Annotated in this window: 21 protein-coding genes and 1 pseudogene; 11 read left to right on the forward strand and 11 right to left on the reverse strand. The window is 60.5% G+C overall.

Annotated elements, in window-relative coordinates; genetic code table 11:
- Positions 1–32 precede the first annotated feature (32 nt).
- From AC0TOY_RS21510 to AC0TOY_RS21525, 4 genes and pseudogenes are all read right to left on the reverse strand, one after another.
- Complete coding sequence (locus AC0TOY_RS21510; protein ID WP_473722684.1) at positions 33–830, reverse strand: prolyl oligopeptidase family serine peptidase; 798 nt, start codon at positions 828–830, stop codon at positions 33–35.
- A 66-nt stretch (positions 831–896) separates the two neighbouring features.
- Positions 897–1,973, reverse strand: a pseudogene (locus AC0TOY_RS21515) (beta-propeller domain-containing protein); the annotation flags it as partial.
- Positions 1,974–2,460: 487 nt separating this feature from the next.
- Entirely contained in the window at positions 2,461–3,114 is a 654-nt protein-coding gene (entD, locus tag AC0TOY_RS21520; RefSeq protein WP_473722530.1) for an enterobactin synthase subunit EntD, read from the reverse strand.
- A 162-nt stretch (positions 3,115–3,276) separates the two neighbouring features.
- Positions 3,277–5,526 carry a TonB-dependent siderophore receptor gene (locus AC0TOY_RS21525; RefSeq protein ID WP_473722532.1) on the reverse strand — a complete coding sequence of 750 codons (2,250 nt, stop codon included), beginning with the start codon at positions 5,524–5,526 and terminating at the stop codon, positions 3,277–3,279.
- A gap of 144 nt (positions 5,527–5,670) precedes the next feature.
- On the opposite strand from AC0TOY_RS21525, the gene fes reads away from it, so the two are divergent.
- The 3 genes from fes to entF are packed head-to-tail and all read left to right on the forward strand — an operon-like array spanning position 5,671 to position 10,947.
- Entirely contained in the window at positions 5,671–6,870 is a 1,200-nt protein-coding gene (gene fes, locus AC0TOY_RS21530) for an enterochelin esterase (RefSeq protein WP_473722534.1), read from the forward strand.
- Between the two features lie 10 nt (positions 6,871–6,880).
- A complete protein-coding gene (locus AC0TOY_RS21535) occupies positions 6,881–7,093 on the forward strand; it encodes an MbtH family protein (RefSeq protein WP_061715786.1) in 213 nt (70 codons plus the stop codon).
- A complete protein-coding gene (gene entF, locus AC0TOY_RS21540; RefSeq protein WP_473722536.1) occupies positions 7,090–10,947 on the forward strand; it encodes an enterobactin non-ribosomal peptide synthetase EntF in 3,858 nt (1,285 codons plus the stop codon). Before AC0TOY_RS21535 ends, entF begins: the two co-directional genes overlap by 4 nt.
- A gap of 87 nt (positions 10,948–11,034) precedes the next feature.
- Here the strand turns inward: entF and fepC are convergent, their stop codons facing one another.
- The 3 genes from fepC to fepD are packed head-to-tail and all read right to left on the reverse strand — an operon-like array spanning position 11,035 to position 13,819.
- On the reverse strand, positions 11,035–11,829 hold the full coding sequence (gene fepC, locus AC0TOY_RS21545; RefSeq protein ID WP_473722538.1) for an iron-enterobactin ABC transporter ATP-binding protein: 795 nt from the start codon (positions 11,827–11,829) through the stop codon (positions 11,035–11,037).
- The gene (gene fepG / locus AC0TOY_RS21550) at positions 11,826–12,815 is read right to left on the reverse strand and encodes an iron-enterobactin ABC transporter permease (RefSeq protein WP_473722685.1); all 990 of its coding nucleotides are present in this window, start codon (positions 12,813–12,815) and stop codon (positions 11,826–11,828) included. The genes fepC and fepG overlap by 4 nt, the downstream gene beginning before the upstream one ends.
- Positions 12,815–13,819, reverse strand: coding sequence for a Fe(3+)-siderophore ABC transporter permease (gene fepD / locus AC0TOY_RS21555; protein WP_473722540.1), 1,005 nt, complete (start codon positions 13,817–13,819; stop codon positions 12,815–12,817). The genes fepG and fepD overlap by 1 nt, the downstream gene beginning before the upstream one ends.
- A 108-nt stretch (positions 13,820–13,927) precedes the next feature.
- Between fepD and entS the strand changes: the two genes are divergently transcribed.
- On the forward strand, positions 13,928–15,175 hold the full coding sequence (gene entS / locus AC0TOY_RS21560) for an enterobactin transporter EntS (protein WP_473722541.1): 1,248 nt from the start codon (positions 13,928–13,930) through the stop codon (positions 15,173–15,175).
- A 46-nt stretch (positions 15,176–15,221) separates the two neighbouring features.
- On the opposite strand, the gene fepB is transcribed toward entS, so the two are convergent.
- Complete coding sequence (gene fepB / locus AC0TOY_RS21565; protein ID WP_473722542.1) at positions 15,222–16,181, reverse strand: Fe2+-enterobactin ABC transporter substrate-binding protein; 960 nt, start codon at positions 16,179–16,181, stop codon at positions 15,222–15,224.
- 188 nt (positions 16,182–16,369) lie between these two features.
- Between fepB and entC the strand changes: the two genes are divergently transcribed.
- From entC to AC0TOY_RS21600, 7 genes are all read left to right on the forward strand, one after another.
- The gene (gene entC, locus AC0TOY_RS21570; RefSeq protein ID WP_473722543.1) at positions 16,370–17,545 is read left to right on the forward strand and encodes an isochorismate synthase EntC; all 1,176 of its coding nucleotides are present in this window, start codon (positions 16,370–16,372) and stop codon (positions 17,543–17,545) included.
- A gap of 9 nt (positions 17,546–17,554) precedes the next feature.
- Positions 17,555–19,165, forward strand: a complete 1,611-nt coding sequence (gene entE, locus AC0TOY_RS21575; RefSeq protein WP_473722544.1) for a (2,3-dihydroxybenzoyl)adenylate synthase EntE — start codon at positions 17,555–17,557, stop codon at positions 19,163–19,165.
- A gap of 10 nt (positions 19,166–19,175) precedes the next feature.
- On the forward strand, positions 19,176–20,030 hold the full coding sequence (locus AC0TOY_RS21580) for an isochorismatase (protein ID WP_473722545.1): 855 nt from the start codon (positions 19,176–19,178) through the stop codon (positions 20,028–20,030).
- Positions 20,031–20,035: 5 nt separating this feature from the next.
- Positions 20,036–20,782: a 2,3-dihydro-2,3-dihydroxybenzoate dehydrogenase EntA gene (gene entA / locus AC0TOY_RS21585; RefSeq protein ID WP_473722686.1), complete on the forward strand. Its 747-nt coding sequence runs from the start codon at positions 20,036–20,038 to the stop codon at positions 20,780–20,782.
- Between the two features lies 1 nt (position 20,783).
- Complete coding sequence (gene entH, locus AC0TOY_RS21590) at positions 20,784–21,197, forward strand: proofreading thioesterase EntH (protein ID WP_048993150.1); 414 nt, start codon at positions 20,784–20,786, stop codon at positions 21,195–21,197.
- A 149-nt stretch (positions 21,198–21,346) separates the two neighbouring features.
- Complete coding sequence (gene cstA, locus AC0TOY_RS21595) at positions 21,347–23,452, forward strand: pyruvate/proton symporter CstA (RefSeq protein WP_024906987.1); 2,106 nt, start codon at positions 21,347–21,349, stop codon at positions 23,450–23,452.
- A gap of 60 nt (positions 23,453–23,512) precedes the next feature.
- Complete coding sequence (locus AC0TOY_RS21600; RefSeq protein WP_006809671.1) at positions 23,513–23,710, forward strand: YbdD/YjiX family protein; 198 nt, start codon at positions 23,513–23,515, stop codon at positions 23,708–23,710.
- Here AC0TOY_RS21600 and AC0TOY_RS21605 read toward each other — a convergent pair.
- The 3 genes from AC0TOY_RS21605 to AC0TOY_RS21615 form a co-directional block, all read right to left on the reverse strand.
- Positions 23,707–24,111 (reverse strand): helix-turn-helix domain-containing protein, encoded by a 405-nt coding sequence (locus tag AC0TOY_RS21605; RefSeq protein ID WP_045909615.1) that lies wholly within the window; start codon positions 24,109–24,111, stop codon positions 23,707–23,709. The genes AC0TOY_RS21600 and AC0TOY_RS21605 overlap by 4 nt on opposite strands.
- Entirely contained in the window at positions 24,083–24,388 is a 306-nt protein-coding gene (locus AC0TOY_RS21610; protein ID WP_032649596.1) for a type II toxin-antitoxin system RelE family toxin, read from the reverse strand. Before AC0TOY_RS21610 ends, AC0TOY_RS21605 begins: the two co-directional genes overlap by 29 nt.
- A 183-nt stretch (positions 24,389–24,571) precedes the next feature.
- Entirely contained in the window at positions 24,572–25,315 is a 744-nt protein-coding gene (locus AC0TOY_RS21615) for an SDR family NAD(P)-dependent oxidoreductase (protein WP_024906989.1), read from the reverse strand.
- Positions 25,316–25,336 lie beyond the last annotated feature (21 nt).

Below are 25,336 nucleotides of genomic sequence, written 5' to 3' on the forward strand. Positions count from 1 at the left end.
GAATGACAGGGCACCCGTAACGGGTGCCGCTATCATCTATCCTGAACGTGAAGACCGGTTTTCCAAATAAAGAAGCTTACCGTGTCGACTAATTTTGAATCGGCCTCGGCATAGGTTGCCGCACTGTGTCCTCCCTGACGGTAAGCCAGAACCAGCACGCTGCGCGGCGAGCCTATTTCCTCTAAACGGGCGGCGAATTTTGCTGTTTGCCACGGGGAAACGCGCTGGTCATGCAGGCCCACGGTTAACAGCACGGGAGGATAACGTTTTTCAGGTACCAGATGCCGGTAAGCATCTATTTTCAGTAAGTTTAGCCTGCCAGGCGGCGTCAGCGGCGATCCCAGTTCGTCATAGTTCATCACGCCTATCGGAATGTTATCCAGTCGGCTGGTATTGAGCATCCCTGCGTCTATGGCCACAGCGGCAAACAGTTCCGGGCGACGGGTCATCGCCATACCCACGATAATTCCCCCCGCGCTTTCACCCCCGATTGCCAGTTTTGACGGTGAGGTGTAGCGACTGTCGATAAGATATTCCGCGCAACGGATAAAATCGGTAATGGAATTTTCTTTCTTATCTGCTCTTCCTGCTTCGTGCCATTCAGGGCCCATTTCACCGCCTCCGCGTACATGCGCGATAGCGAGAATACCGCCTTGTTCCAGCCAGAGCAGACGGGTCAGATCGAATGAAGGAAACGTACTCACGCCGTACGCGCCATAAGCCGTCAACCAGGTAGGGACCGAACCATCGCGCGCAATGCCTTTACGGTATATGAGAGTCAGTGGGACGCGAATATTGTCTGCTGTAGTGACCCATTTTTCTTCCGTCACATAGTCTGTCAGGGGCTGGCTTAACGGCGGTATTAACTCTGTTTTCTGGATAATGTTGTCCGCAGGTTGATAATGATAAATGACGGGGGGCTTCAGCCAGCCCTGGCGGGTGAAGAGAATGTCCTGACTATCGCTGCTGGCAAATATCGCACTCACGTCTTCATCTGCAGGGACCGGAATTGCCTGGTGGTTACTGATATCAGCAAACGGAATACGCGTGAATTTACTGCTTCCGGCGTTATGATAAGCCACATAAAGTGAATCCCTGCTCAGGCTTAATTGTGTTAACTCTCCGTTCGACCAGCTCATCACGGGTTCTTTGGTGGAGGCAGGAGCCGCTAGATTGATGCGTGAAATATCATAGCCTGAGGAGGCGTTATAGCTCGCCAGATAAATCCACTCCCCGGAATAAACAAAGGCAGAAACATTTTCATCGGGATCAACAATCCTGATCCAGTTGAGCGTGCCGTTGCCATCTGCGTCTTTTTTAGCGGAAAAAAGAGAGCTGCCATAACCGCTAATGGATTTTGACACGTTAACAATCAGGTAGTCAGAATCAGGGGAGGCGTAAAGATTAACGTTTTCGCAGGACTGCTGTGCGAGTTCTGGAATGGTGCGCCAGTCAAACGTCATAATATCGTTGTTGCTTTCTATATGGTGGAGATAGACCTTGCCGCAGGTCTGCCGTCCTGAATCCTGAGTTGTAGTGTTCAGGCTGTAATAAAAGGACTGATTATCTGCGGCCCAGACAACATTGGGGTAGCGAACGGCGGGGATGCGAGTGTCTAATACCACGTTATCAGCCACTCCGATCACCGTGATATCCGTGCTTTCCGTTCCATTTCGTGAGCGCCCAACGGCAACGAAGCGACCATCATGTGAAGGAATGAAAAAGTTAATCCCATAACCCACAGGCGGATCGATGAGCACACGTTCAGGCTTTCCCGCTTGTTTTACAAACAGCCGCAGGTAGGGATGTTCGACCGATGAGCGGAGATAAAAACGATTGTCTCCCGCATCATAAATGTCTGAAATAGTGGGGGCCGTATTCACTAACTCGCTCAACCTTTTCGCCAGAACGTTTCGCCAGGGAAGGGCGCGGAGCATGTTAACCGTCTGGTTTGAGCGTTGATTTAACCAGCGTGCGGTCTGTTGGGGGTGAGTTTACATCCAATGATAAGGATCCATGTCATCCTCATAGGGATTTTCGTTAGCATGAACGAAAAAGAGACAGCCAAAAAATGCGAGGGTACTAATAATTATCTGCTTGCTGATATGTTTTATTCTCGGTATCAGACAATGTTTCATTTCTGGCTGGGCTCATGTTGTTCTGTTAGTGGCGTTAGTTGAGTACGTCATGTTTCCTTAGTCACATCGAGATAATGTAAAACAGCGAAGGAATAATGTTCCTGAAAATATAAAATTGAAATAACTTATTTTGTATTTATTGATTTTTTATCCTCGTGTTTTTGATCTGGCTCGAGGTTTTATGACTGAATTCTGTTATGAAAAAAATCGCCTGCATACGTTTAAATGCTTCAGGAAGATTTTGGTGGCTATTATAAATGGTAGGGAGTGAGAGTTTCGTTATTTTTAGTCTTTAATTGCCGGGAGCAATAAACGGGCAGCATTATTCCTGAACGACAATCAAGGTATATACCTCTTCATTAACACGTTGCCAGGCGAGGCTAAAGCATTTTCCCTGCTGATAACGGCCCGCCGGATGGCTGAGCGTCAACGCGATAGTTTTCTGATTCAACGCAGTGACCCGTACACAGTCGAATCCCATGTAGCGCCTTGCCGCAGGGAACAGGGCTTTAAACAAACTTTCCTTGGCGCTGAATGCCAGCGTCAACGCCAGCGCAAAGGGGTAGCCCGAACGCTTCAGGCACATCGCTTCCTGTGCATCAATGATGCCGTCCTGAATTTCTCGGGCTTCACGGTCAGGAAGAATGGCTTCGCAATCAATACCCACAAGCGCATCTGGATGACGGATGGCAAGCGCCATCGCCTGCGTGCCGCAGTGGGTGATGCTCCCTGATACGCCGTCAGCCCAGAGAGGTTCACCGCTGGGGCCGATGCCGGGCACGGTGTGGTCAGGTAAGGCATGCGCGGCGGCGATGCGGCCTGCCAGATGCTCGGCTTTGCGTTTGCGCCCGGCGTTTGAAAGCTCGGCGTGGTGGGGGAGCCAAAGGAGATCGGTGTCGGTGAAGGTGGTTGGGTCGAAGGTAACGTGGTGGACGGTGTGGCCGGCGAGAATGAGCGTGCTGTGGGTGGTGTGCATGGTTTTTTCCTTCAGAGTTGTGCGGCCTGATGCCCTCACCCCGGCCCTCTCCCACGGGGAGAGGGAGCAAACACTAAAAACGGCAACGGGGTTGCCGTTTTGCTTTCACCTCGCCCTCACCCCGACCCTCTCCCACAGGGAGAGGGGGAGTGACTGCCTGTATCAGAAACGCGTATTCACGCTCATGTACCAGGTACGACCCGGTTCATTATACGTATACGCACCCGCACCGTACATATACGCACCGGTGGTGGTGTTTCCGGTTGTCTGGGCATTACCCGCGCGCCACTGGCGTTTGTCAAAGACGTTGTCCACGCCGCCGGTCAGGCTGACGTTTTTGGTCATGTCCCAGGTCGCGCTCAGGCCAACGATGCTGTACGGACTGACTTCGTCTTTTTCAGACCCGGTCACCGGCTGACCTTTGTAGTTGTACTTCTTCGGCTGCTGCTTGCCGTACCAGGTAAAGGTCGACTGGAGCGACACGTCCTGATGCACCTGCCAGCTCAGGGTTGAGTTCAGCGTGTACTCCGGAATGATCGACAGACGGTCGCCGGTCTCCTTGTTCTTGCTCTGCAGCATGTAGGTGATGTTGTTGGTCCAGTTGATCGTGTCGCTGACCGGCACGTTCAGGGAGCCTTCCAGCCCTTCGACGACTGCTTTGGGTACGTTTTCCCACTGGTAGATGTCGGTCTGCACTTTACCGGAAGAGGTGTGACCAATCGGCGCGTAGCCCGCTTCAATCTTGTCGCGGTAGTCGTTGCGGAACCAGGTGACGCCCGCCAGCCAGCCGTCGCGCTTCCACTCCAGACCAATCTCTTTGTTGATGCTGGTTTCGGCCTTCAGGTCGTCGTTACCCATCATGTAGCAGCCCACGCCGTCGGAGCTGGCGTAGCAGCCCTGGCCTTTACTGTAGAGCAGGTAGTTCGGGTTGGTCTGATACAGGCTCGGTGCCTTATAGGCGCGCGCGATCCCCATCTTCAGCGTGAAGTTATCCCCCAGACCCTGCGACAGGTTAAGTGACGGGCTCCAGTTGTTGCCGACGATGGTGTGATGGTCGAAGCGCAGGGCAGGGGTCAGCATGGTGCTGTCGGTCAGCTCCATGTTGTTTTCAGCGAACAGGGAGAAGATCTCTGCCGAGGTATAAGGGCTGCGATCGTTACTCATTCCCGGGATCGCGCCGCCCTGCTGGGTTTGGGTGAAGGAGGTCGAGTCCTTCATGCGCTGCTGGTTCCACTCGGTGCCGAGCGTCAGGTTCTGGTTAACGATGAAATCAATCGGCAGATTGATTTCACTGTGCAGCATCACGTCGGCCAGATCGGTGTCGGTGAATTTATTGCTGTTGAACAGACCTTCCAGACCGCCCGCCAGCCCTTCGCCCAGACGGGAGTTGCGGGTGTGCTCGTACTGCGCCCAGTTGCTGGTGGTAATGCCGTTATCCCAGCCGCCGTTCCAGGTCACCGCGAAGTTCTGGCGATAGATACGGTTGGTCTCCTTGCCGTAGTTCTTTTTCACCAGACCGCTGGAGCTGTTGTCGTTGTTGGTGTTCTGCGTGTCGCCGGCGTAGAGGTTGTTCTGACGGCTGTAGCCCGCCTCAAATTCCAGAGACTGCATCGGCGCAAAGTCCCAGCGCACCACGCCGTTAATGTCTTTGTTTTCTACACCCTCGCGGCCCGCGGGCAGCGTGTCGGCGTAGGCACCGGTTCGGTCAGACTGGTGACCCTGGTTGATGTCCCACGCGTCGGCCTGGGTTTTGTCCAGATTGCCGTACATGCGGAAGCTGAAGTCGCCGCCCAGCGGGCCGCTCAGGCTAAAGTTGGTGCGTTTGGTGGACCCTTCATCCTTGTGCTCAGGCGCATTCAGGTAGGTGTTCCAGGAGCCGTGCCACTGGTCGTCGAATTTTTTGGTGATGATGTTTACCACGCCGCCAGCCGCGCCGTTGCCGTAGCGCGCGGCGGCCGGACCGCGGATCACTTCGATGCGCTCGATCATCTCTGGTGGCACCCAGCCGGTATCGCCGCGCGTGTCACGCTCGCCGCGCCAGCCCAGACGGATGGAGTTTCGGCTGGTGACCGGCTTGCCGTCGATCAGGATCAGGGTGTTTTCTGGCCCCATGCCGCGGATATCAATCTGACGGTTGTTCCCGCGCTGGCCGCTGGTGGAGTTACCGGTCAGGTTAACGCCCGGCATGGTGCGGATGATTTCAGCCACGTCCCGCGCGGGCGGGTTTTTACGGATCTCATCGGCGGTGATGGTCGATACCCCCGGCGCCTGCAGATTCTGCTCGGCGGCGGTGATCACCATCGTGTCTTCGTGCTGCGCAGAGGCGGTGTTGTCGTCTGCCAGAGCGGGCAGCGCGACGCCGTAAATCCCTAAATTGACCAGCAAGGCCAAAGAGTGAATCTTCTTATTCATTGTACGTCCTGCTTTTGTGGTTGTTTTATGAGCGCTTCCCACAGCGCGGGCACTACGCTATTGCAAATGCAAATAGTTATCAATAATATTATCAATAAAATTTGCTCTGAAACAAAAAAGACTGTTAAACATGAGGTTATAAGGGTGACGGCGTTAACAACGGGAAGTGAAGCGTGGTGGCAGTCGAAAAACGGGCCTGAATGGAAGCCGGAAAAGGGAAACTATCGCGTCACGTTCTGGTGGCGTGACCCGGCAGGAACGCAAAGAACGTCACCGATCAAACGCGTCTGGCTCTACGTCACCGGCGTGACCGATCACCACCAAAATGCCCGCCCGCAGTCTCTCGAACGCATGCCCGATACCGACGTCTGGCAGTGGCAGGGCGAGTTCAGCCCCGAGTGGCGCGGAAGCTACTGTTTTATCCCCTCCGTGAATGAAAATGATTTTGCCGACGCGGTATTCGAAGGCCAGCAGCCGGACCGCATGGCGCTGCGCGAAGGCTGGCGCAAACTGCTGCCGCACGCGGTGTCTGATCCGCTGAATCCGCAAAGCTGGCGCGGCGGGCGCGGCCATGCCGTCTCCGCGTTGGAGATGCCCGGAGCACCCGTTCAGCCGGGGTGGAATCATCCCGATACGCCGTATCAGCCGCCGGTCTGCATTGAGTGGGAAAGCGCGCGCCTGAACAACCGCCGTCGCGTCTGGATTTTCACCACCGGGGATCATAGCTCGGAACGCCCGCTGGCGGTGCTGCTCGACGGCCAGTTCTGGGCCGAAAGCATGCCGGTCTGGCCTGCGCTGGCGTCTCTCACCGCTGAGCGCAAATTACCGCCTGCGGTCTACGTCTTAATCGATGTTATCGATATGGAGCATCGCAACCGCGAGCTGCCGTGCAATCCCGATTTCTGGCTGGCGGTGCAGGAAGAACTTCTCCCCCTTGTTAAAAAACGCGTGCCGTTTAGCGACCGTGCCGACCGTACGGTAGTGGCAGGCCAGAGCTTTGGCGGTCTCGCGTCTCTTTATGCTGGCCTCAACTGGCCGCAGCGTTTTGGCTGCGTGCTCAGCCAGTCCGGGTCCTTCTGGTGGCCGCACCGCGGTGGGCAGCAGGACGGGCTGTTAATCGAACAGCTTAAAGCCGGTGAAATATCCCCTCGCGGGCTACGCATCATTCTTGAAGCCGGGCGCAACGAGCCGCTCATCTTCCGCGCGAATCAGGCGATTTACGTCGAGCTGAACACGTACCAACCGGTTATCTGGCGTCAGGTTGACGGCGGACACGATGCGCTTTGCTGGCGCGGTGGGCTGACGCAGGGGCTGATGACCCTCTGGCAGCCGCTAATTCACTAACGGAGTCTGTATGGAATTCAGCAATCCTTTCGATAATCCGCAGGGACAGTTCGCCATTTTGCAAAACGACCAGGGGCAGTACAGCCTGTGGCCGCAGCAGTGCGAACTGCCGGCGGGGTGGCACGTGGTGTGTGAAGCACAGTCTCAGGAGGCATGCCAGCAGTGGCTTGTCGGGCACTGGCAAACGCTTGAGCCGTCTCACTTTGCGGGGGAGTACGCATGATCCGTCTTCCTCTCGTCGCCGCCCAGCCGGGGATCTGGATGGCGGAACAGCTGTCCACGCTGCCAAACGCCTGGAGCGTGGCGCACTACACCGAGCTGAAAGGCGATATCGACGCGCCGCTGCTGGCAAAAGCGATTGCTGAAGGCATGATGCAGGCCGATACCCTGCGGATGCGTTTTGCAGAAGAAAACGGTGAGGTGTGGCAGTGGGTGGATGAGACCTTCATTCTGCTGGAACCGTCCGTTGTTCGCGTTGATTCTCACGCCGCCGCCGTGGCGCTGATGGAATCAGATCTTAACCAGAATCTGCGCGTCGACAGCGGTCAGCCGCTGGCGTTTCACCAGCTGATTCAGGTCGGTGAAAGCCACTGGTACTGGTATCAGCGCTATCACCATCTGGTGGTGGATGGCTTCAGTTTCCCAGCGATTACCCGCCAGATCGCCGCGATTTACGCCGCGTGGAAAAAGGACGAACCTACGCCCACATCTCCGTTTACGCCGTTTGTCGAGGTGGTGGACGAGTATCAGCGCTATCGCGACAGCGAGGCGTACGCGCGCGACGGTGCCTTCTGGGCAGAGCAGCGCAAGGAGCTGCCTTCTCCGGTCTCGCTCTCCTCCACGCCGCTGCCGGGCCGAGCCGCGACAACGGATATCCTGCGCCTGAAAATCGCCGCCGACGGTCGTGCTTTTAGCCAGCTTGCGCAGGCGGCAGAAAAGGTACAGCGCACCGACCTGGCGCTCGCGCTGGTGGCGCTGTGGCTGGGCCGCCTCACCGGACGTCTGGACTACGCCGCCGGGTTTATCTTTATGCGCCGCATGGGCTCCGCGGCGCTCACCGCGACCGGGCCGGTGCTCAACGTCCTGCCGCTGGCGGTGAATATCGATCCGCAGGAGAGCCTGCCCTCGCTGGCGCTGCGCCTGGCGAAGCAGCTGAAAAAAATGCGCCGCCACCAGCGCTACGACGCCGAGCAGATCGTGCGCGACGGCGGGAAAGCGGCGGGTGATGAAGCGCTGTTTGGCCCGGTGCTGAACGTCAAGGTCTTCGACTATCAGCTGGATATCGACGATGTGGAGGCCATTACCCACACGCTGGCAACCGGACCGGTGAACGACCTTGAGCTGGCGCTGTTCCCGGACGAGCAGGGCGGGTTGAGCATTGAGATCCTCGCCAATAAGCAGCGCTACGATGAAGCGACGCTTTCCCGACACGTCGCGCGTCTGAACGCGATGCTAATGCAGTTTGCGGCTAATCCGGACCTGCGCTGCGGCGAAGTGGAAACCGTTTCAGAGCAGGAATACGCGAAGCTCGCCCGCATCAACGATACCGGACTGGCGCTGCCGTCCACCACGCTCGCGGATCTGGTGGCGGAGCAGGCGAGCAAAACGCCGGACGCCCCTGCGCTGGCGGACGCGCATATTGAGCTTAGCTATCGTCAGATGCGCGAGCAGGTGGTCGCGCTGGCAAACCTGCTGCGCGCGCGCGGCGTGAAGCCGGGCGACAGCGTGGCGGTGGCCCTGCCGCGCTCGGTGTTCCTGACGTTAGCATTGCACGGCATTGTGGAGGCGGGCGCCGCGTGGCTGCCGCTCGACACTGGCTACCCGGACGACCGCCTGCGGATGATGCTTGAGGACGCGAAGCCGTCCCTGCTCATTACTACCGACGAACAGCTTCAGCGCTTTAGCGATCTGCCGATTACGACGTTTAGTTACAACACACTGTTACCGGCTGCGGGTGCTGAGCCGCTGCGACTGGCAAAGCCGGAGCAGACGGCGTACATCATCTTTACCTCCGGCTCGACGGGGCGCCCTAAAGGGGTCATGGTCGGCCATACCGCCATCGTTAACCGCCTGAAGTGGATGCAGGATCATTATCCGCTGGCGGCGCATGACGTGGTGGCGCAGAAAACGCCGTGCAGCTTTGACGTGTCGGTGTGGGAGTTCTGGTGGCCGTTTATCGCCGGGGCGAAGCTGGTGATGGCCGAGCCGGACGCGCACCGCGATCCGCAGGCGATGCAGAGCTTCTTCACTCGGTACGGCGTGACCACCACCCACTTCGTGCCGTCGATGCTGGCGGCGTTTGTTGCCTCGCTGACGCCGGAAAACGTTGCGTGCTGTAAAACCCTTAAGCAGGTGTTCTGCAGCGGCGAAGCGCTGCCAACCGAACTGTGCCGCGAGTGGGAGCAGTTGACCCATGCGCCGCTTCACAACCTCTATGGCCCGACGGAAGCGGCGGTGGACGTGAGCTGGTATCCGGCGTTTGGTCCCGAGCTGGCGGCGGTGGAGGGCAACAGCGTGCCGATCGGCTTCCCGGTATGGAACACGGGGCTGCGCATTCTGGACGCGATGATGCGCCCGGTGCCGTTCGGCGTGGCGGGCGATCTCTATCTCACCGGCATTCAGCTGGCGCAGGGGTATTTGGGACGCCCCGATCTCACCGCCAGCCGCTTTATCGCCGACCCGTTTGCGCCGGGCGAGCGGATGTACCGCACCGGAGACGTTGCCCGCTGGCTGGATAACGGCGCGGTGGAGTATCTGGGCCGCAGCGACGACCAGCTCAAAATCCGCGGCCAGCGCATCGAGCTGGGTGAAATCGACCGGGCGATGCTGTCGCTGCCGGACGTGGCTCAGGCCGTGGCGCACGCCTGCGTGTTCAACCGGGCGGCGGCAACGGGCGGCGATGCACGCCAGCTGGTGGGATACGTCGTCTCCGAATCCGGTTTACCGCTGGACCGCGACGCGCTGCTCGAATCGCTCAAGGCACAGCTGCCGCCGCATATGGTGCCGGTGGTGCTTCTGCAAATCAGCGCGCTGCCGCTGAGTGCGAACGGGAAGCTTGACCGCAAGGCGCTGCCGCTGCCGGAACTGACCGGTAAAACCTCCGGACGTGCGCCGGAAAGCGAAACCGAAATCGCCGTCGCGCAGGCGTTTGCCGCGCTGCTGGGCTGCGAGGTGAACGACATTGAGGCCGACTTCTTTGCCCTCGGCGGCCACTCGCTGCTGGCGATGCGCCTGGCCGCGCAGCTAAGCCGCGCGTTCGAGCGCAAGGTTACGCCGGGGCAGATTATGGTCGCCTCGAAGGTGAGCAAGCTGAGCACGCTGCTGGACTCGCAGATGAGCGACGAGCAGGCGCAGCGTCTGGGGTATGAAACCCTGCTGCCGCTGCGCGAGAGCGACGGCCCGACGCTATTCTGCTTCCATCCGGCTTCCGGCTTTGCCTGGCAGTTTAGCGTGCTGGCGCGCTACCTCAGCCCGCGCTGGTCAATCGTCGGCGTTCAGTCGCCGCGTCCGGACGGGCCGATGCAGCAGTGTGCGGATCTGGATGGAGTGATTGAGCATCATCTGAATACGCTGCGTATGCAGCAGCCGCAAGGGCCGTATTATCTGTTCGGCTATTCCCTCGGGGGTACGCTGGCACAAGGAATTGCAGCCCGTCTGCGCGAGCAGGGTGAAGAGGTAGCCTTCCTCGGCCTGCTGGATACCTGGCCGCCGGAAACCCAGAACTGGGCGGAGAAAGAGGCCAACGGCCTGGACCCGGCGGTGCTGGCAGAGATCGAGCGGGAACGTCAGGCGTTTATCGCCGCCCAGCAGGGGCAGGGCTCCAGCGAGCTGTTTAATGCTATCGAAGGCAACTACGCCGACGCGGTGCGGCTGCTCACCACGGCGCACAGCGCGCGGTTTGACGGCAAAGCGACGCTGTTCGTCGCCGAGCGCACCCGAACGATGGATCCGCAGGCCGCCTGGGCGCCGTGGGTGGCGGAACTGGAGGCGTACAGCCAGGACTGCGCCCACGTGGATATCATTTCACCGCAGGCGTTTGAGAAAATTGGGCCAGTGTTGAAGAATATTTTGAGGTAACGTCAAAAGCGCCGGGTGGCGGCTACGCCTTACCCGGCCTACACTCGGCTCCCGTAGGCCGGGTAAGGCGTAGCCGCCACCCGGCAATTACCGCCGACCTAACGGCACCACCAGCGGCGTACCCGCCACCGGATCGTCAATAATCATGCAGCGCATGCCGTAGATCCGCTCGATCAGCTCCGGCGTCACAATCTCTTTCGGCGCGCCCTGCGCCACAATCTCCCCGTCTCGCAAGGCAATCAGATGCGTAGCGTAGCGGCACGCCTGGTTTAAATCGTGCAGCACCGCTGCCAGGGTATACCCCTGCGAGCGGTTCAGCTCGCTCAGCAGCTCCAGCAGATCAATCTGATGGCTGATATCGAGCCAGGTCGTCGGCTCGTCCAGCAGCATGATCGACGTTTCCTGCGCCAGCACCATCGCGATCCACGCGCGCTGGCGCTGTCCGCCGGAAAGGGTATCCACGCTCTGCTGAGCGAGATCGGTAATGCCTGTCGCCCGCATCGCGCGGTTCACCGCCTTGTCATCTTCCTTGCGCCAGCGGGTAAACAGCGGCTGGTGCGGATAGCGTCCGCGTGAGACCAGCTCCTGCACCGTGATGTCCCCCGGCGTGGTGGCGTTTTGCGCTAGCAGCCCGATGCGCCGCGCCACCTCTTTGCTGGCGAAACGCTGGATCTGCTCCCCGTCGAGGAATACGCTGCCTTCAGCCGGCGTCATCAGGCGGCTCAGGGTGCGCAGCAGGGTCGATTTGCCGCAGCCGTTCGGCCCGATAATCGCCGTGAAGTGGCCGTCCGGAATGGCAACGGATAAATCACGGGCAATAATTTTTTTGCCGTAGCCGAGGGTGAGATTTTCGCCGCGCAAGCGGGATGCGAAGTCTGTCATTTCTTGCGTGACTCCTGAACGAGCAAGACGATAAGGTAAATGCCGCCGAGGCTGACGGTCACCACGCCCACCGGCAGCTGGTAAGGCATAAACAGCCGCTGGGCGCAGAGATCGGCGGCCAGCAGCAGCACAGCGCCGCATAGCGCCGCCTGAGTTAATCCCCAGCGCGCGGTACCGCTAAGTCGCCGCGCGATATGCGGCGCGACGAGGGCAATAAACGAGATCGGCCCGGCGATAGCGGTGGAGGCGGCGGTCAGCAGTACGGCGACCAGCATCAGCAACAGGCGCGAGCGTTCGACGCCCACGCCCAGCGCGCAGGCGCTGTCGTCGCCCATTTCCAGCAGCCGCATGCGCCGTACCAGCAGCAGCGCGCCGATAAACATCAGCACAATCAGCGGCGTGGCGGGCCAGGTTTTGCCCCACGTCAGGCCGTTGAGAGAACCTGCGTACCACAGCCCGGCGGAAAGCGCCGTTTCCAGCGAGGCCTGCAGCAGCAGCCAGGTGTTAAAGGCCATCAGCATCGCACGGATGCCGATACCGATAATGATCAGCCGGAAGGTGTCGATACCGTTGCGCCAGGCCAGCAGCCAGATAACCAGCGACGTCAGAATGCCGCCCGCCATCGCCGTGAAGGTAATGGCCGTCAGGTGCTGGCCGAACAGCACCATCGCCACCAGCACGCCGCTCCAGGCCCCGGTATTGAGGCCCATTACGTCCGGGCTGCCGAGCGGGTTGCGCATCAGCGACTGGAATATCGCGCCGCTGACGCCAAGCGCCGCGCCGACCAGGATTGCCATCGCCACGCGCGGCAGTCGCCACTCGGTGACCACCATGGTGATGTTACGCGGCGCGTTGCCGGTGAGAGCGTGAAAGACCTGCGCGAAATCAAGCGTTACTGCACCGCTTTGCAGGCTCCAGACCGCCAGCAGCAGACTGGCGACGACCAGCAGGGAGACGCAGGCGACTAAACGCCGGGACGGGGCCATCATGCGCCACCTCCGCGTTTACGACGAACCAGGAAAATCAGCACCGGCGCGCCGATAAAGGCGCTGACCACCGAGACGCGCAGTTCACCCGGCACCAGCAGGCGGCCCAGCACGTCGGCAAACAGCAGCAGGGCAGGCGTCGCCAGCAGCGTGACCGGCAGGGACCAGCGGTGATCCGCCCCTACCAGCCAGCGCGCCATGTGCGGCATCATCAGGCCGATAAAGGCGATCGGCCCGACCACGGCGGTCGCGCTTCCGCACAGGACGGTGATGGCCAGCAGGCCAATCAACTGCGTGCGCGCGACGCGGTTGCCGAGCGCGGTGGCGGTGTCGCTGCCGAGGCTCAGGCTGTTCAGCGCCCGGCTTAACGACAGCGCTACGGCGGCGGCAATCATCACCGGGATCGCCACCACTTTCAGCGTTTCAAGAGTGCGGATATCCAGCGAACCGGCCTGCCAGAAGCGCAGCTGGTCGTAAACGTCCGGGTTGAGCAGGGCGATGCCGTTAGATAAGCCTTCCAGCACCGCGGCGAGCGCCACGCCCGCCAGCGTCAGGCGCACCGGGCTCAGCTGTCCGCCGCCCTGGCTGCCGGTAAACGCCACCACCAGCGAGGCGGCCAGCGCGCCGCATAAGGCCATTACCAGCTGCTCAGACGGAGAGGTGAAGCCGAACAGCGCCGCGCCGAGTACGATGGCAAAGCTGGCGCCGGAGTTCACGCCGAGAATGCCGGGGTCCGCCAGCGGGTTGCGGGTGAGGGTTTGCATCAACGCACCGGCAAGGCCGAGCGCGCCGCCGGCCAGCAGTCCGGCAAGGGTGCGGGGCAGGCGGGCGTCGAGCACAATGACGCAGTCGGCGCTCTGGCAGGTACCGGAGAGCGCATCAACGATAACGGACGCGGGCAGAGGCTTCGCGCCAACCAGCAGGCTGAGTGCAATCGCCAGGCTCAATAGCAGCAATAAAACGGGCACGGCAACGGCGCGCACCGAAGAAGAGGAAAACGACATAGCAACATCCATGATTTGATAATGATAGTGATTATCGTTATCTATCTTATTTGGCTATGTTAGCATGTGCGCCCATGGAATGGGTAGAATTACACTCAAGGCTTTGTCATGAATCAAAAATCCTGGCTGCTCAACCTCAGCCTGCTCAAAACGCACCCGGCGTATCGCGCCGTTTTTATCGCTCGTTTTATCTCCATTTTATCCCTCGGCCTGCTCGGCGTGGCCGTGCCGGTACAGATCCAGACTATGACCCACTCCAGCTGGCTGGTGGGGTTATCGGTGACGTTAACCGGCGGAGCGATGTTTATCGGCCTGATGGTCGGCGGCGTAATGGCGGACCGCTACGAGCGCAAGAAGCTGATCCTGCTGGCGCGCGGCACCTGCGGCGTGGGCTTTATCGGGCTGTGCCTGAACGCGATGCTGCCGGAGCCGTCGCTGATCGCCATTTATGCCCTCGGGCTGTGGGACGGTTTCTTTGCCTCCTTAGGCGTGACGGCGCTGCTGGCGGCAACGCCCGCGCTGGTCGGGCGCGAGAACCTGATGCAGGCGGGGGCGATCACCATGCTCACCGTGCGCCTTGGCTCGGTGATTTCACCGATGGTAGGCGGCCTGCTGTTGGCGACCGGCAACGTGGCGTGGAACTACGGGCTGGCGGCGGCGGGGACCTTTATCACCACCCTGACGCTGCTGCGCCTGCCGCTGCTGCCGCCTCCGCCGCAGCCGCGCGAGCATCCGCTGAAATCACTGATGGCCGCTATTCGTTTCCTGTTCAGCAACCCGCTGATTGGCGGCATTGCGCTGCTCGGCGGCCTGCTGACCATGGCGAGCGCAGTGCGCGTGCTCTACCCGGCGCTGGCGGGAGAGTGGCAGATGAGCGCCTCGGAGATTGGCATTCTCTACGCCGCCATTCCGCTCGGCGCGGCGTGCGGGGCGCTGACCAGCGGCAACCTGGCGCAGAGTGCGCGTCCGGGGCTGATTATGCTGCTTGCCACGCTGGCCTCGTTTATCGCCATCGGCTTCTTTAGCCTGATGCCGGTCTGGGCGCTCGGGGTGCTGTGTCTGGTGATTTTCGGCTGGCTGAGCGCCATCAGCTCGCTCTTGCAGTACACCCTGATCCAGACCCAGACGCCGGAAGGGATGCTCGGGCGCATCAACGGCCTGTGGACGGCGCAGAACGTGACGGGTGATGCCATCGGCGCGGCGATCCTCGGCGGGCTGGGGGCGATAATGACCCCGGCGGCGTCGGCGAGCAGCAGCGGGTTTGCGTTAGCGATGGTTGGTGGGATTTTGTTCGTGGCGTTGGTGGAATTGCGGCGGTTCAGGCAGGAGAGTGTGTTGAACGACGGTGCGGCCTGATGCCCTCACCCCGGCCCTCTCCCACAGGGAGAGGGAGGGAAAATGCCTACTTAAACAACGCATTCAATCTGTCTAATACCAACATCGCGCTGTAATAATCCAGGCGGAACGTCTCCGTTCCCAGCGCCCAGACGCGCTTGTTCTTCACCGACGGCAGATGCGCCAGCAGCGGGTTGGCGTAAATCGCCTCCACGTCTTTCTCGTCACCGGCAAACACAAACAGCCCTTCGCCGTTCAGCCCCGTCGCCAGGTTTTCCCCGCCCAGCTGGATAATGTCGTGGCGCTTACCCTGGCTAGTTGAGGTCTGCAATCCGGCAGGCAGCTCCGCCAGCGCAAAGCCCAGCTGGTGCAGCAGCTTGCCCTGCGCGGATTCCGCGGTCCACAGGTTGGCGCTGTGCGCGGCGGCGGTGTAGACGATGGCGTTCACCGGCTGCGGCGGCAGCTTCATCTGCTGTTTCACCTGCGCGAGCTGCGTATCAAACGCGGCTATGCGCCCGGCGGCCTGTTTTTCGTGTCCGGTGATGGTGCCCAGCTGGGTCAGCAGCGCCTGCCAGCTCTTGTCGTCGTAGTTGATGATAAGCGTCGGCGCAATGGCGGAAAGCTGATCGTACAGCGCCAGTGCGGAATCTCCGCCGGTAGCGCTGATCAAAATCAGGTCCGGCATTTGCGCGGCCACCGCTTCGGCGCTCGGCTCGCCAATGTACAGCCGCGCTACCTTGCGCTGCTTCGCAATATCGCCCCACTGGCGCAGGAAGCCCTGTCCATCCGCCACGCGGTTGTTCGGCGTGGTCGCACCGCTGGCGACGACCGGTGCGTCAATCGCCAGCAGGGAGCCGGTTAAGGTCACGCTGGTGGAGACAATGCGCGTCGGTTTGTGCTCAAGGGTATGTACCCCGCGGCTGTCAGTCACCTGACGCGGCCAGTCGGCGGCTGCGGCTGAGGTAAGTCCTAAAACAAAAAGTGATAATAAAAGCAGGGGATTACGGAAAACGGCAGGGAATTTCACAGCGCGGGATCCTGTTTTCGTTGAAGATAATGCTTCTCATTTTCATGGTTGCCGCACCGGGATGCAAGCTTTTGTCGCACAAGTTATTTGTCCGACGGTTGACAGCGAAGCGATGTGGGATTAGGTTAGCCGACGAAAATATAAATGATAATCATTATTGCTTCTTTTATCATTTTGAGGAGGATGATATGGATACGTCCCTGGCTGAGGAAGTTCAGCACGCCGCAACCACGCTGGAATCAGACCGCTTTTTCTTTATGTCGCCTTACCGCAGCTTTACCACGTCCGGCTGCTTTGCCCGCTTCAGTGAACCCGCCGTCGGCGGTGACGATCCGGCGGGTCGCTTCCAGCAAAAATTAGCCCAGGCCTTCCGCACGGCAAAAGCCAGAGGTATTGCTCACCCGGTGATGGTGGGGGCGATCCCGTTCGACACCCGCAAGCCCTCGTCGCTATTTATTCCGCAACGCTGGGAAACCTTTTCTCGTCCCGCACGTCAGCAGTCCGCACGTTATTTTTCCGGCGCGCAGGCGCTGAAGGTGGCACAACGCACCGAGATCCCGCCGCAGCCCGTCTTCGAAGAGATGGTCGCTCGCGCCGCGTCGCTGACCGCCACGCCGCAGGTGAACAAGGTGGTGCTGTCTCGCCTGATTGATATCGCGACCGACAAACGCATGGACAGCGGCGCCCTGATGGAGCGCCTGATCGCCCAGAACCCGGCGAGCTTCAACTTCCACGTGCCGCTGGAAGACGGCGGCGTGCTGCTGGGCGCCAGCCCGGAGCTGTTGCTGCGCAAAGAGGGAGCGCACTTTAGCTCGCTGCCGCTGGCAGGCTCCGCGCGTCGTCAGCCGGACGACGTGCTTGATCGTGAAGCAGGCAACAAGCTGCTGGCCTCCGAAAAGGACCGTCACGAGCACGACCTGGTGACCCAGGCGATGAAGGCCATTCTGGCACCGCGCAGCCACCATCTCAGCATGCCGGATTCGCCTCAGTTGATTACCACGCCGACGCTGTGGCATCTGGCGACGCCGGTGGAAGGCGAGGCGCGTGAAAATGAAAACGCCCTGACCCTGGCCTGTCTGCTGCACCCGACGCCGGCGCTGAGCGGTTTCCCGCATCAGGTGGCGAAAGACCTGATCGCCGAGTTGGAGCCGTTCGACCGCGAGCTGTTTGGCGGCATCGTTGGCTGGTGCGACAGCGAAGGCAACGGCGAGTGGGTGGTGACCATCCGCTGCGCGCGTCTTCGTGAAAATACCGTTCGCCTGTTTGCCGGTGCGGGCATTGTGCCTGCCTCCTCCCCGGTGGGCGAGTGGCGCGAGACGGGCGTGAAGCTTTCCACCATGCTCAACGTGTTTGGTTTGCACTAAGGAAGACTCATGACCATTCCCTTTACCCGCTGGCCTGAGGCATTTGCCCGCCGCTACCGTGAAAAAGGCTACTGGCAGGATCTGCCGTTGACCCACATCCTGACGGATCGGGCGGACAGCGATGCGATGGCGATTATCGATGGCGATCGCCACATTACCTACCGCGCGCTGAATCAGGCCGTGAACAACCTGGCCTCAGCCCTTCAGGCGCGTGGGCTACAGCGTGGCGAGACGGCGCTGGTGCAGCTTGGCAACGTGGCCGAGTTCTACATGACCTTCTTCGCGCTGCTGCAAATCGGCGTCGCGCCGGTCAACGCGCTCTTTAGCCACCAGCGCAGCGAGCTGAACGCCTACGCGGCGCAGATCAACCCCGCCGTGCTGATCGCCGATCGCGACCATGCGCTGTTTGCGGGCGATGATTTTCTTCATACCTTTGTGGATGAACATCGCTCGGTGCGCGTCGTGCTCCTGCGCGGCGATAAGGGTGACTACGCCCTGGACGCGGTGATTGCGCGCCCGGCGGACAACTTCATCCCTAACCCGACGCCCGCCGACAAAGTGGCATTCTTCCAGCTCTCCGGCGGCAGCACCGGCACGCCGAAGCTGATCCCGCGGACGCACAACGACTATGACTACAGCATTCGCCGCAGCAACGAGATCTGCGGCATTACTGCGCACACCCGCTATCTGAACGCGCTCCCTGCGGCGCATAACTACGCCATGAGTTCGCCGGGATCGCTGGGCGTCTTCACGGCGGGCGGCTGCGTGGTGCTGGCGAACGATCCGAGCGCCACGCTCTGCTTCCCGCTGATCGAACAGCATCAGATTAACGTCACCTCGCTGGTCCCGCCGGCGGTGAGCCTCTGGCTGCAGGCGATTGCCGACGGCGCGGGCAACGCGCAGCTTAACTCCCTGAAGCTGCTGCAGGTGGGCGGCGCACGCCTCTCCGCCACGCTCGCGGCGCGCATTCCGGCGGAAATCGGCTGCCAGCTTCAGCAGGTGTTCGGCATGGCGGAAGGGCTGGTGAACTACACCGCGCTCGACGACGCGCCGGAGCGCATCATCAACACCCAGGGCCGCCCGATGTGTCCGGACGACGAAGTGTGGGTGGCGGACGAGCACGGCAACCCGCTGCCGCGCGGGGAAGTCGGGCGTCTGATGACGCGCGGTCCGTATACCTTCCGCGGCTATTTCAACAGCCCGGAACACAACGCCAGCGCCTTCGACGCCGACGGCTTTTACTGCTCCGGGGATCTTATCGCCATTGACGAGCAGGGCTACATCACCGTGCAGGGACGCGAGAAGGATCAGATCAACCGCGGCGGCGAGAAGATTGCCGCAGAAGAGATCGAAAACCTGCTGCTGCGCCATGAGGCGGTGATCCACGCCGCGCTGGTGAGCATGGAGGACAGCCTGCTGGGCGAAAAAAGCTGCGCGTATCTGGTGGTGAAACAGCCCCTGCGCGCGGTTGAGGTGCGTCGCTTCCTGCGCGAGCAGGGCGTCGCCGAATTCAAGCTGCCGGACCGAGTGGAGAGCGTGGATGCGCTCCCGCTGACGCCGGTCGGCAAAGTCGATAAGAAACAGTTGCGCCTGTGGCTTGCTGAACGCGCCCGGGGCTGAGGAACAGAGTATGGCCATTCCAAAATTAACCGCTTACGCGCTGCCCACCGCCGCAGAGCTGCCGACCAGCAAGGTGAACTGGACGTTTGAGCCCGAGCGCGCGGCGCTGCTGATCCACGATATGCAGGAGTATTTCCTGAACTTCTGGGGCGAAAACAGCGAGATGATGCAGCAGGTGGTGGCGAACATCGCCAGACTGCGCGCCTGGTGCAAAGAACACAATATCCCGGTGTACTACACCGCGCAGCCGAAAGAGCAGAGCGACGAAGACCGCGCCCTGCTGAACGACATGTGGGGCCCGGGCCTGACCCGCTCGCCGGAGCAGCAGCGCATCGTCGCAGAGCTGACACCGGACGAAGCGGACACGGTGCTGGTGAAGTGGCGCTACAGCGCGTTTCACCGCTCGCCGCTGGAGCAGATGCTGAAAGAAACGGGCCGCAACCAGCTGCTGATTACCGGCGTCTACGCCCACATCGGCTGCATGACCACCGCCACCGATGCCTTTATGCGCGACATTAAGCCATTCTTCATTGCCGACGCGCTGGCGGATTTCACCCGCGACGAGCACCTGATGTCGCTGAACTATGTAGCCGGACGCTCGGGCCGCGTGGTGATGACCGACGAGCTGCTGCCGTCCGTTCCGGCCTCGAAGGCCGCACTGCGCGAGCTGATTCTGCCGCTGCTGGACGAGTCCGACGAGCCGATGGATGACGAAAACCTGATCGACTACGGTCTGGATTCAGTGCGCATGATGGCGCTGGCCGCCCGCTGGCGCAAAGTACACGGCGATATCGACTTCGTGATGCTGGCAAAAAATCCAACAATCGACGCCTGGTGGGCGCTGCTTTCCCGCGAGGTGAAGTGATGGGACTGGATTTCACCGGTAAAACCGTCTGGGTGACGGGCGCGGGGAAGGGGATTGGCTACGCGACGGCTCTGGCGTTCGCCGAAGCCGGCGCGCAGGTGACCGGGTTCGATCTGGCGTTTCCGCAGGATGATTACCCGTTCGCCACCGAAACGCTGGACGTGGCGAACGTCGCGCAGGTGCATGAGGTGTGCGGGCGCGTGCTGGCTTCGCTCGAACGGCTGGACGTGCTGGTCAACGCGGCGGGCATTCTGCGCATGGGGGCAACGGACCAGCTTTCGCAGGAGGACTGGCAGCAGACCTTCGCTGTCAACGTCGGCGGCGCGTTCAATCTGTTCCAACTGACCATGGGCCAGTTCCGCCGTCAGCAGGGCGGGGCGATTGTTACCGTGGCGTCCGATGCGGCGCACACGCCGCGCATCGGCATGAGCGCCTATGGCGCATCGAAAGCGGCGCTGAAAAGCCTGGCCCTGACCGTCGGGCTGGAGCTGGCAGGCAGCGGCGTGCGCTGTAATCTGGTGTCGCCGGGCTCAACGGACACCGATATGCAGCGCACCCTGTGGAAAAGCGACGATGCGGAGCAGCAGCGCATCCGCGGCTTCGGCGAGCAGTTTAAGCTCGGCATTCCGCTGGGTAAAATCGCCCGTCCGCAGGAGATCGCCAGCACGGTGCTGTTCCTGGCGTCCGATGCCGCCAGCCATATCACCCTCCAGGATATCGTGGTGGACGGCGGCTCCACGCTGGGGGCGTAAGATGATCTGGAAACGTCATATACCGCTCGAGGAGCTGAACGCGACCAGCCTGAATACCCTGGTGGCGCATCTCGGCATTGTCTATACCCGTATCGGTGACGACACGCTGGAAGCGGAGATGCCGGTGGATGCGCGTACCCACCAGCCGTTTGGCCTGCTGCACGGCGGCGCGTCGGCGGCGCTGGCGGAGACGCTGGGCTCAATGGCCGGTTTTCTGATGACCCGCGACGGGCAGAGCGTGGTGGGGACGGAGCTGAACGCCACGCACCATCGCGCGGTCTCCCACGGTAAGGTGCGCGGGGTGTGCCAGCCGCTGCATCTTGGGCGTTCGAGCCAAAGCTGGGAGATCGTGGTCTTCGACGAGCAGGGGCGGCGGTGCTGCACCTGCCGGCTGAGTACGATGGTGTTGGGCTAGCCCAGCCAGATCAAAGTGATCGGCTTAACACTGTGGTGTAAATCTCTGGTTTGACCACGCATTATTGCGTTTCAAAGTTGTTAAATTTTTCCGGTTGTTCTAGAAACAAAATGTAACATCTCACTGTTTCACAACAACGGACAACAACTATGAACAACTCAGGGAAATACCTTACATGGGCAGGGCTCTCCGTTGTGGGAGCCTTTGCCCTGGGCTATATCGCCCTCAACCGGGGGGAGCAGATCAACGCGCTCTGGATCGTTGTCGCCTCCGTCTGCATTTATCTGATCGCGTACCGTTTTTATGGCCGCTATATCGCAAAGAACGTGTTAGGCGTTGATGCGACGCGCATGACGCCAGCCGTCCGCCACAACGACGGGCTGGACTATGTGCCGACCGACAAGAAAGTGCTGTTCGGTCACCATTTTGCGGCGATTGCCGGGGCAGGCCCGCTGGTGGGTCCGGTGCTGGCGGCGCAAATGGGTTACCTGCCGGGGATGATCTGGATCCTCGCCGGGGTGGTATTGGCGGGGGCGGTACAGGACTTTATGGTGCTGTTTGTCTCCACCCGCCGCGACGGACGTTCGCTGGGTGAGCTGGTGAAAGAGGAGATGGGGGCCACCGCCGGGGTGATTGCGCTGGTGGCGACCTTTATGATCATGGTAATCATCCTCGCGGTGCTGGCGATGATCGTGGTGAAAGCGCTGACCCACAGCCCGTGGGGAACCTATACCGTAGCCTTTACCATTCCGCTGGCGCTGTTTATGGGGATCTACATTCGCTACCTGCGTCCGGGCCGCATTGGTGAAGTGTCGGTGATTGGTCTGGTGTTCCTGGTGTTCGCCATTATCTCCGGCGGCTGGGTGGCGGAAAGCCCGACCTGGGCGCCGTTCTTCGACTTTACCGGCGTACAGCTGACCTGGATGCTGGTGGGCTACGGCTTTGTGGCGGCGGTACTGCCGGTGTGGCTGCTGCTGGCCCCGCGTGACTACCTCTCTACCTTCCTGAAAATCGGCACCATCATTGGGCTGGCGATCGGCATTCTGATTATGCGCCCGACCCTGACCATGCCGGCATTAACCAAATTTATCGACGGTACCGGCCCGGTCTGGACCGGTAACCTGTTCCCGTTCCTGTTTATTACCATTGCCTGCGGCGCGGTGTCCGGCTTCCACGCGCTGATCGCCTCCGGGACGACGCCGAAGATGCTGGCGAATGAAAATCAGGCCTGCCTGATTGGCTACGGCGGCATGCTGATGGAGTCCTTCGTCGCCATCATGGCGCTGGTCTCGGCCTGTATCATCGACCCGGGCGTGTACTTCGCGATGAACAGCCCGATGGCGGTCCTGGCGCCTGCCGGAACCGTTGACGTGGTGGCCTCCGCCGCGCAGGTAGTGAGCGGCTGGGGCTTTGCGATTACCCCTGATACGTTGACGAGCATCGCCAGTGAAGTGGGCGAGCAGTCGATTATCTCCCGCGCGGGCGGGGCGCCGACGCTGGCGGTCGGCATGGCCTACATCCTGCACGGCGCGCTGGGCGGGCTGATGGACGTGTCGTTCTGGTATCACTTCGCCATCCTGTTCGAGGCGCTGTTTATCCTGACGGCGGTGGATGCGGGAACCCGTGCGGCGCGCTTTATGCTGCAGGACCTGCTGGGGGTGATCTCCCCGAACCTGAAGCGTACCGATTCGCTCCCGGCTAACCTGCTGGCGACGGCACTGTGCGTGCTGGCATGGGGCTACTTCCTGCATCAGGGCGTGGTCGATCCGCTGGGCGGGATTAACACCCTGTGGCCGCTGTTTGGTATCGCCAACCAGATGCTGGCAGGTATGGCGCTGATGCTCTGCGCGGTGGTGCTGTTCAAGATGAAGCGCCAGCGTTACGCCTGGGTGGCATTAGTGCCAACCGCGTGGCTGCTGATTTGTACCCTGACGGCGGGCTGGCAGAAAGCCTTCAGCCCGGACAACAAAGTGGGCTTCCTGGCGATCGCCAACAAGTTCCAGGCGATGATCGACAGCGGTAAGATCCCGGCGCAGTACACCGAGTCGCAGCTGTCTCAGCTGGTGTTTAACAACCGTCTGGACGCCGGGCTGACCATCTTCTTTATGGTGGTGGTCGTGGTGCTGGCGTTGTATTCTCTCAAGACCGCGCTGGCGGCGTTGAAAAACGATAAGCCAACGGCGAAAGAGACGCCGTACGAGCCAATGCCTGAAAACCTGGAAGAGATTGTGACCCAGGCGAAAGGGGCGCACTAACCTTTGTGCCGGGTGGCGGCTTCGCCTTACCCGGCCTACATTCCCTGTGAGATCAGAATCATGTTCGACACCCTTTCCAAAGCCGGTAAGTACCTGGGCCAGGCCGCCAAAATGATGATTGGCGTGCCGGACTACGACAACTACGTCGAGCATATGCGCGTCAACCATCCGGACCAGACGCCAATGACCTACGAAGAATTTTTCCGTGACCGCCAGGACGCCCGCTACGGCGGCAAGGGCGGGGCGAAGTGCTGTTAACCCTCTTTCGGGAGATAGAGGCTGATCTGCTCCTGCTTACAGCCGTAGATCGCCGCCAGCTTTTCGCGGGTGCGTTTTTGCGGACGGGAGTCCAGCGCTTCCAGCTGTGACACGGCGGACTGGCTGATACCGAGTTTCTCCGCCACCTCCTGCTGGGATAACCCACGCAGGATACGCCACGCGGCCTGCAAGCTGACGTTCTGCCAGGTCATGATGCTGCACACTTCTCCGGGCAATTCCACGTCATCCAGACTATCGTGTTCGACCTCAATATCCTCCAGATCGTCATCGGTTTCGTCGTCAATTTCTGACATCTGTAAGAGCATACGAAAATATTCGTGATAGGGAATAACGGCGTACTGCGTTTTCCCGTTATCGTCCTTGATTAGCTGTACAGCCATATGTGGCACTCTCCTCATGCAGGTAAGTCGTTGAAGTTCTGCGCTTGACGGCCAAAACATAACAATGGTCATCGGGATCGTCCCGAAGCGTATAGATGATGCGGTAATCGCCAACGCGTAGCCGGAAATGATCTTCTGTCGCCGATATTTTTTTGATATCGGGCCGGGGAGCCGAGCGGTCATCCAGCTCAGTAAGCTTTACCTCAATGCGTCGCTGATACCGCTCTTCAATCTTTGAAAACGCCTTCTTTGCACCATTGGACCAGACAATCTTCATCCGTACCTCCACTGTACGCCCACACAAAATATAAGGAAATAATAAGACTATTAGATAAATTCCGAATTTCTAATGGGGTACTGTAGAGCGGAGAAAAACCGGGAGAAAGCGGCAAAACGTGAACCGTCGAGGGTGCTCGGGAAGGCCTCTGCCGGACGACAGAGGCTTGCAGGAAATGTGCGATCAGGCGTTCAAACCACCGTCCACATCGAGACCAGTACCGGAGATCTGCCCGGCAGCCGGGCTGGCGAGGAAGGTGACCGCCGCCGCGATGTCTTCCGGCTGGCCGTAGTGACCGACCGCAATCATCTGGCGCTGGGCTTCCGCCTGTTCGCCGTCTTCCGGGTTCATATCGCTGTTGGTGGGGCCGGGGTGCACCAGGTTTACGGTAATGCCGCGCGGTCCTAAATCACGGGCCAGACCGCGGGTGAGGGAGTTAAGAGCGGACTTCGTCATCGAGTAAACGGCAATGCCCGGCATCGCCACGCGGTTTGCCAGACAGCTGCCGATGTTGATGATGCGCCCGCCGTCGGACATGTGCACCAGCGCTTCCTGAATGGCGATCACCACGCCGCGGATGTTGACGTTGATAAGGGCGTCAATATCCGCCAGCGTCATGGACTCCAGCGGGCCGCCGCGCGCGATCCCGGCATTGTTGACCAGAATGTCCAGCCCGCCAAGGGAACGTGCCGCATGGGTGACGGCATCCTGAATCGCCTGCGCACTGGCGCTGTCCGCCTGCACGGCTTCGCTGTGTCGTCCCAGCGCCTTAATCTCATCGGCGACCGCCTGGGCTTTATCGGCAGATTTTTCATACGTAATAATCACATCCGCACCGGCGCGCGCCAGCGAGAGTGCAATAGCCCGACCCAACCCGCGGCTGGCACCGGTAACCAGCGCCTTTTTACCTGTCAAATCGATCTGCATGATGACCTCGTTGCAAGAGTA

It is taken from the genome of Enterobacter sp. PL_is379, from assembly GCF_055817355.1.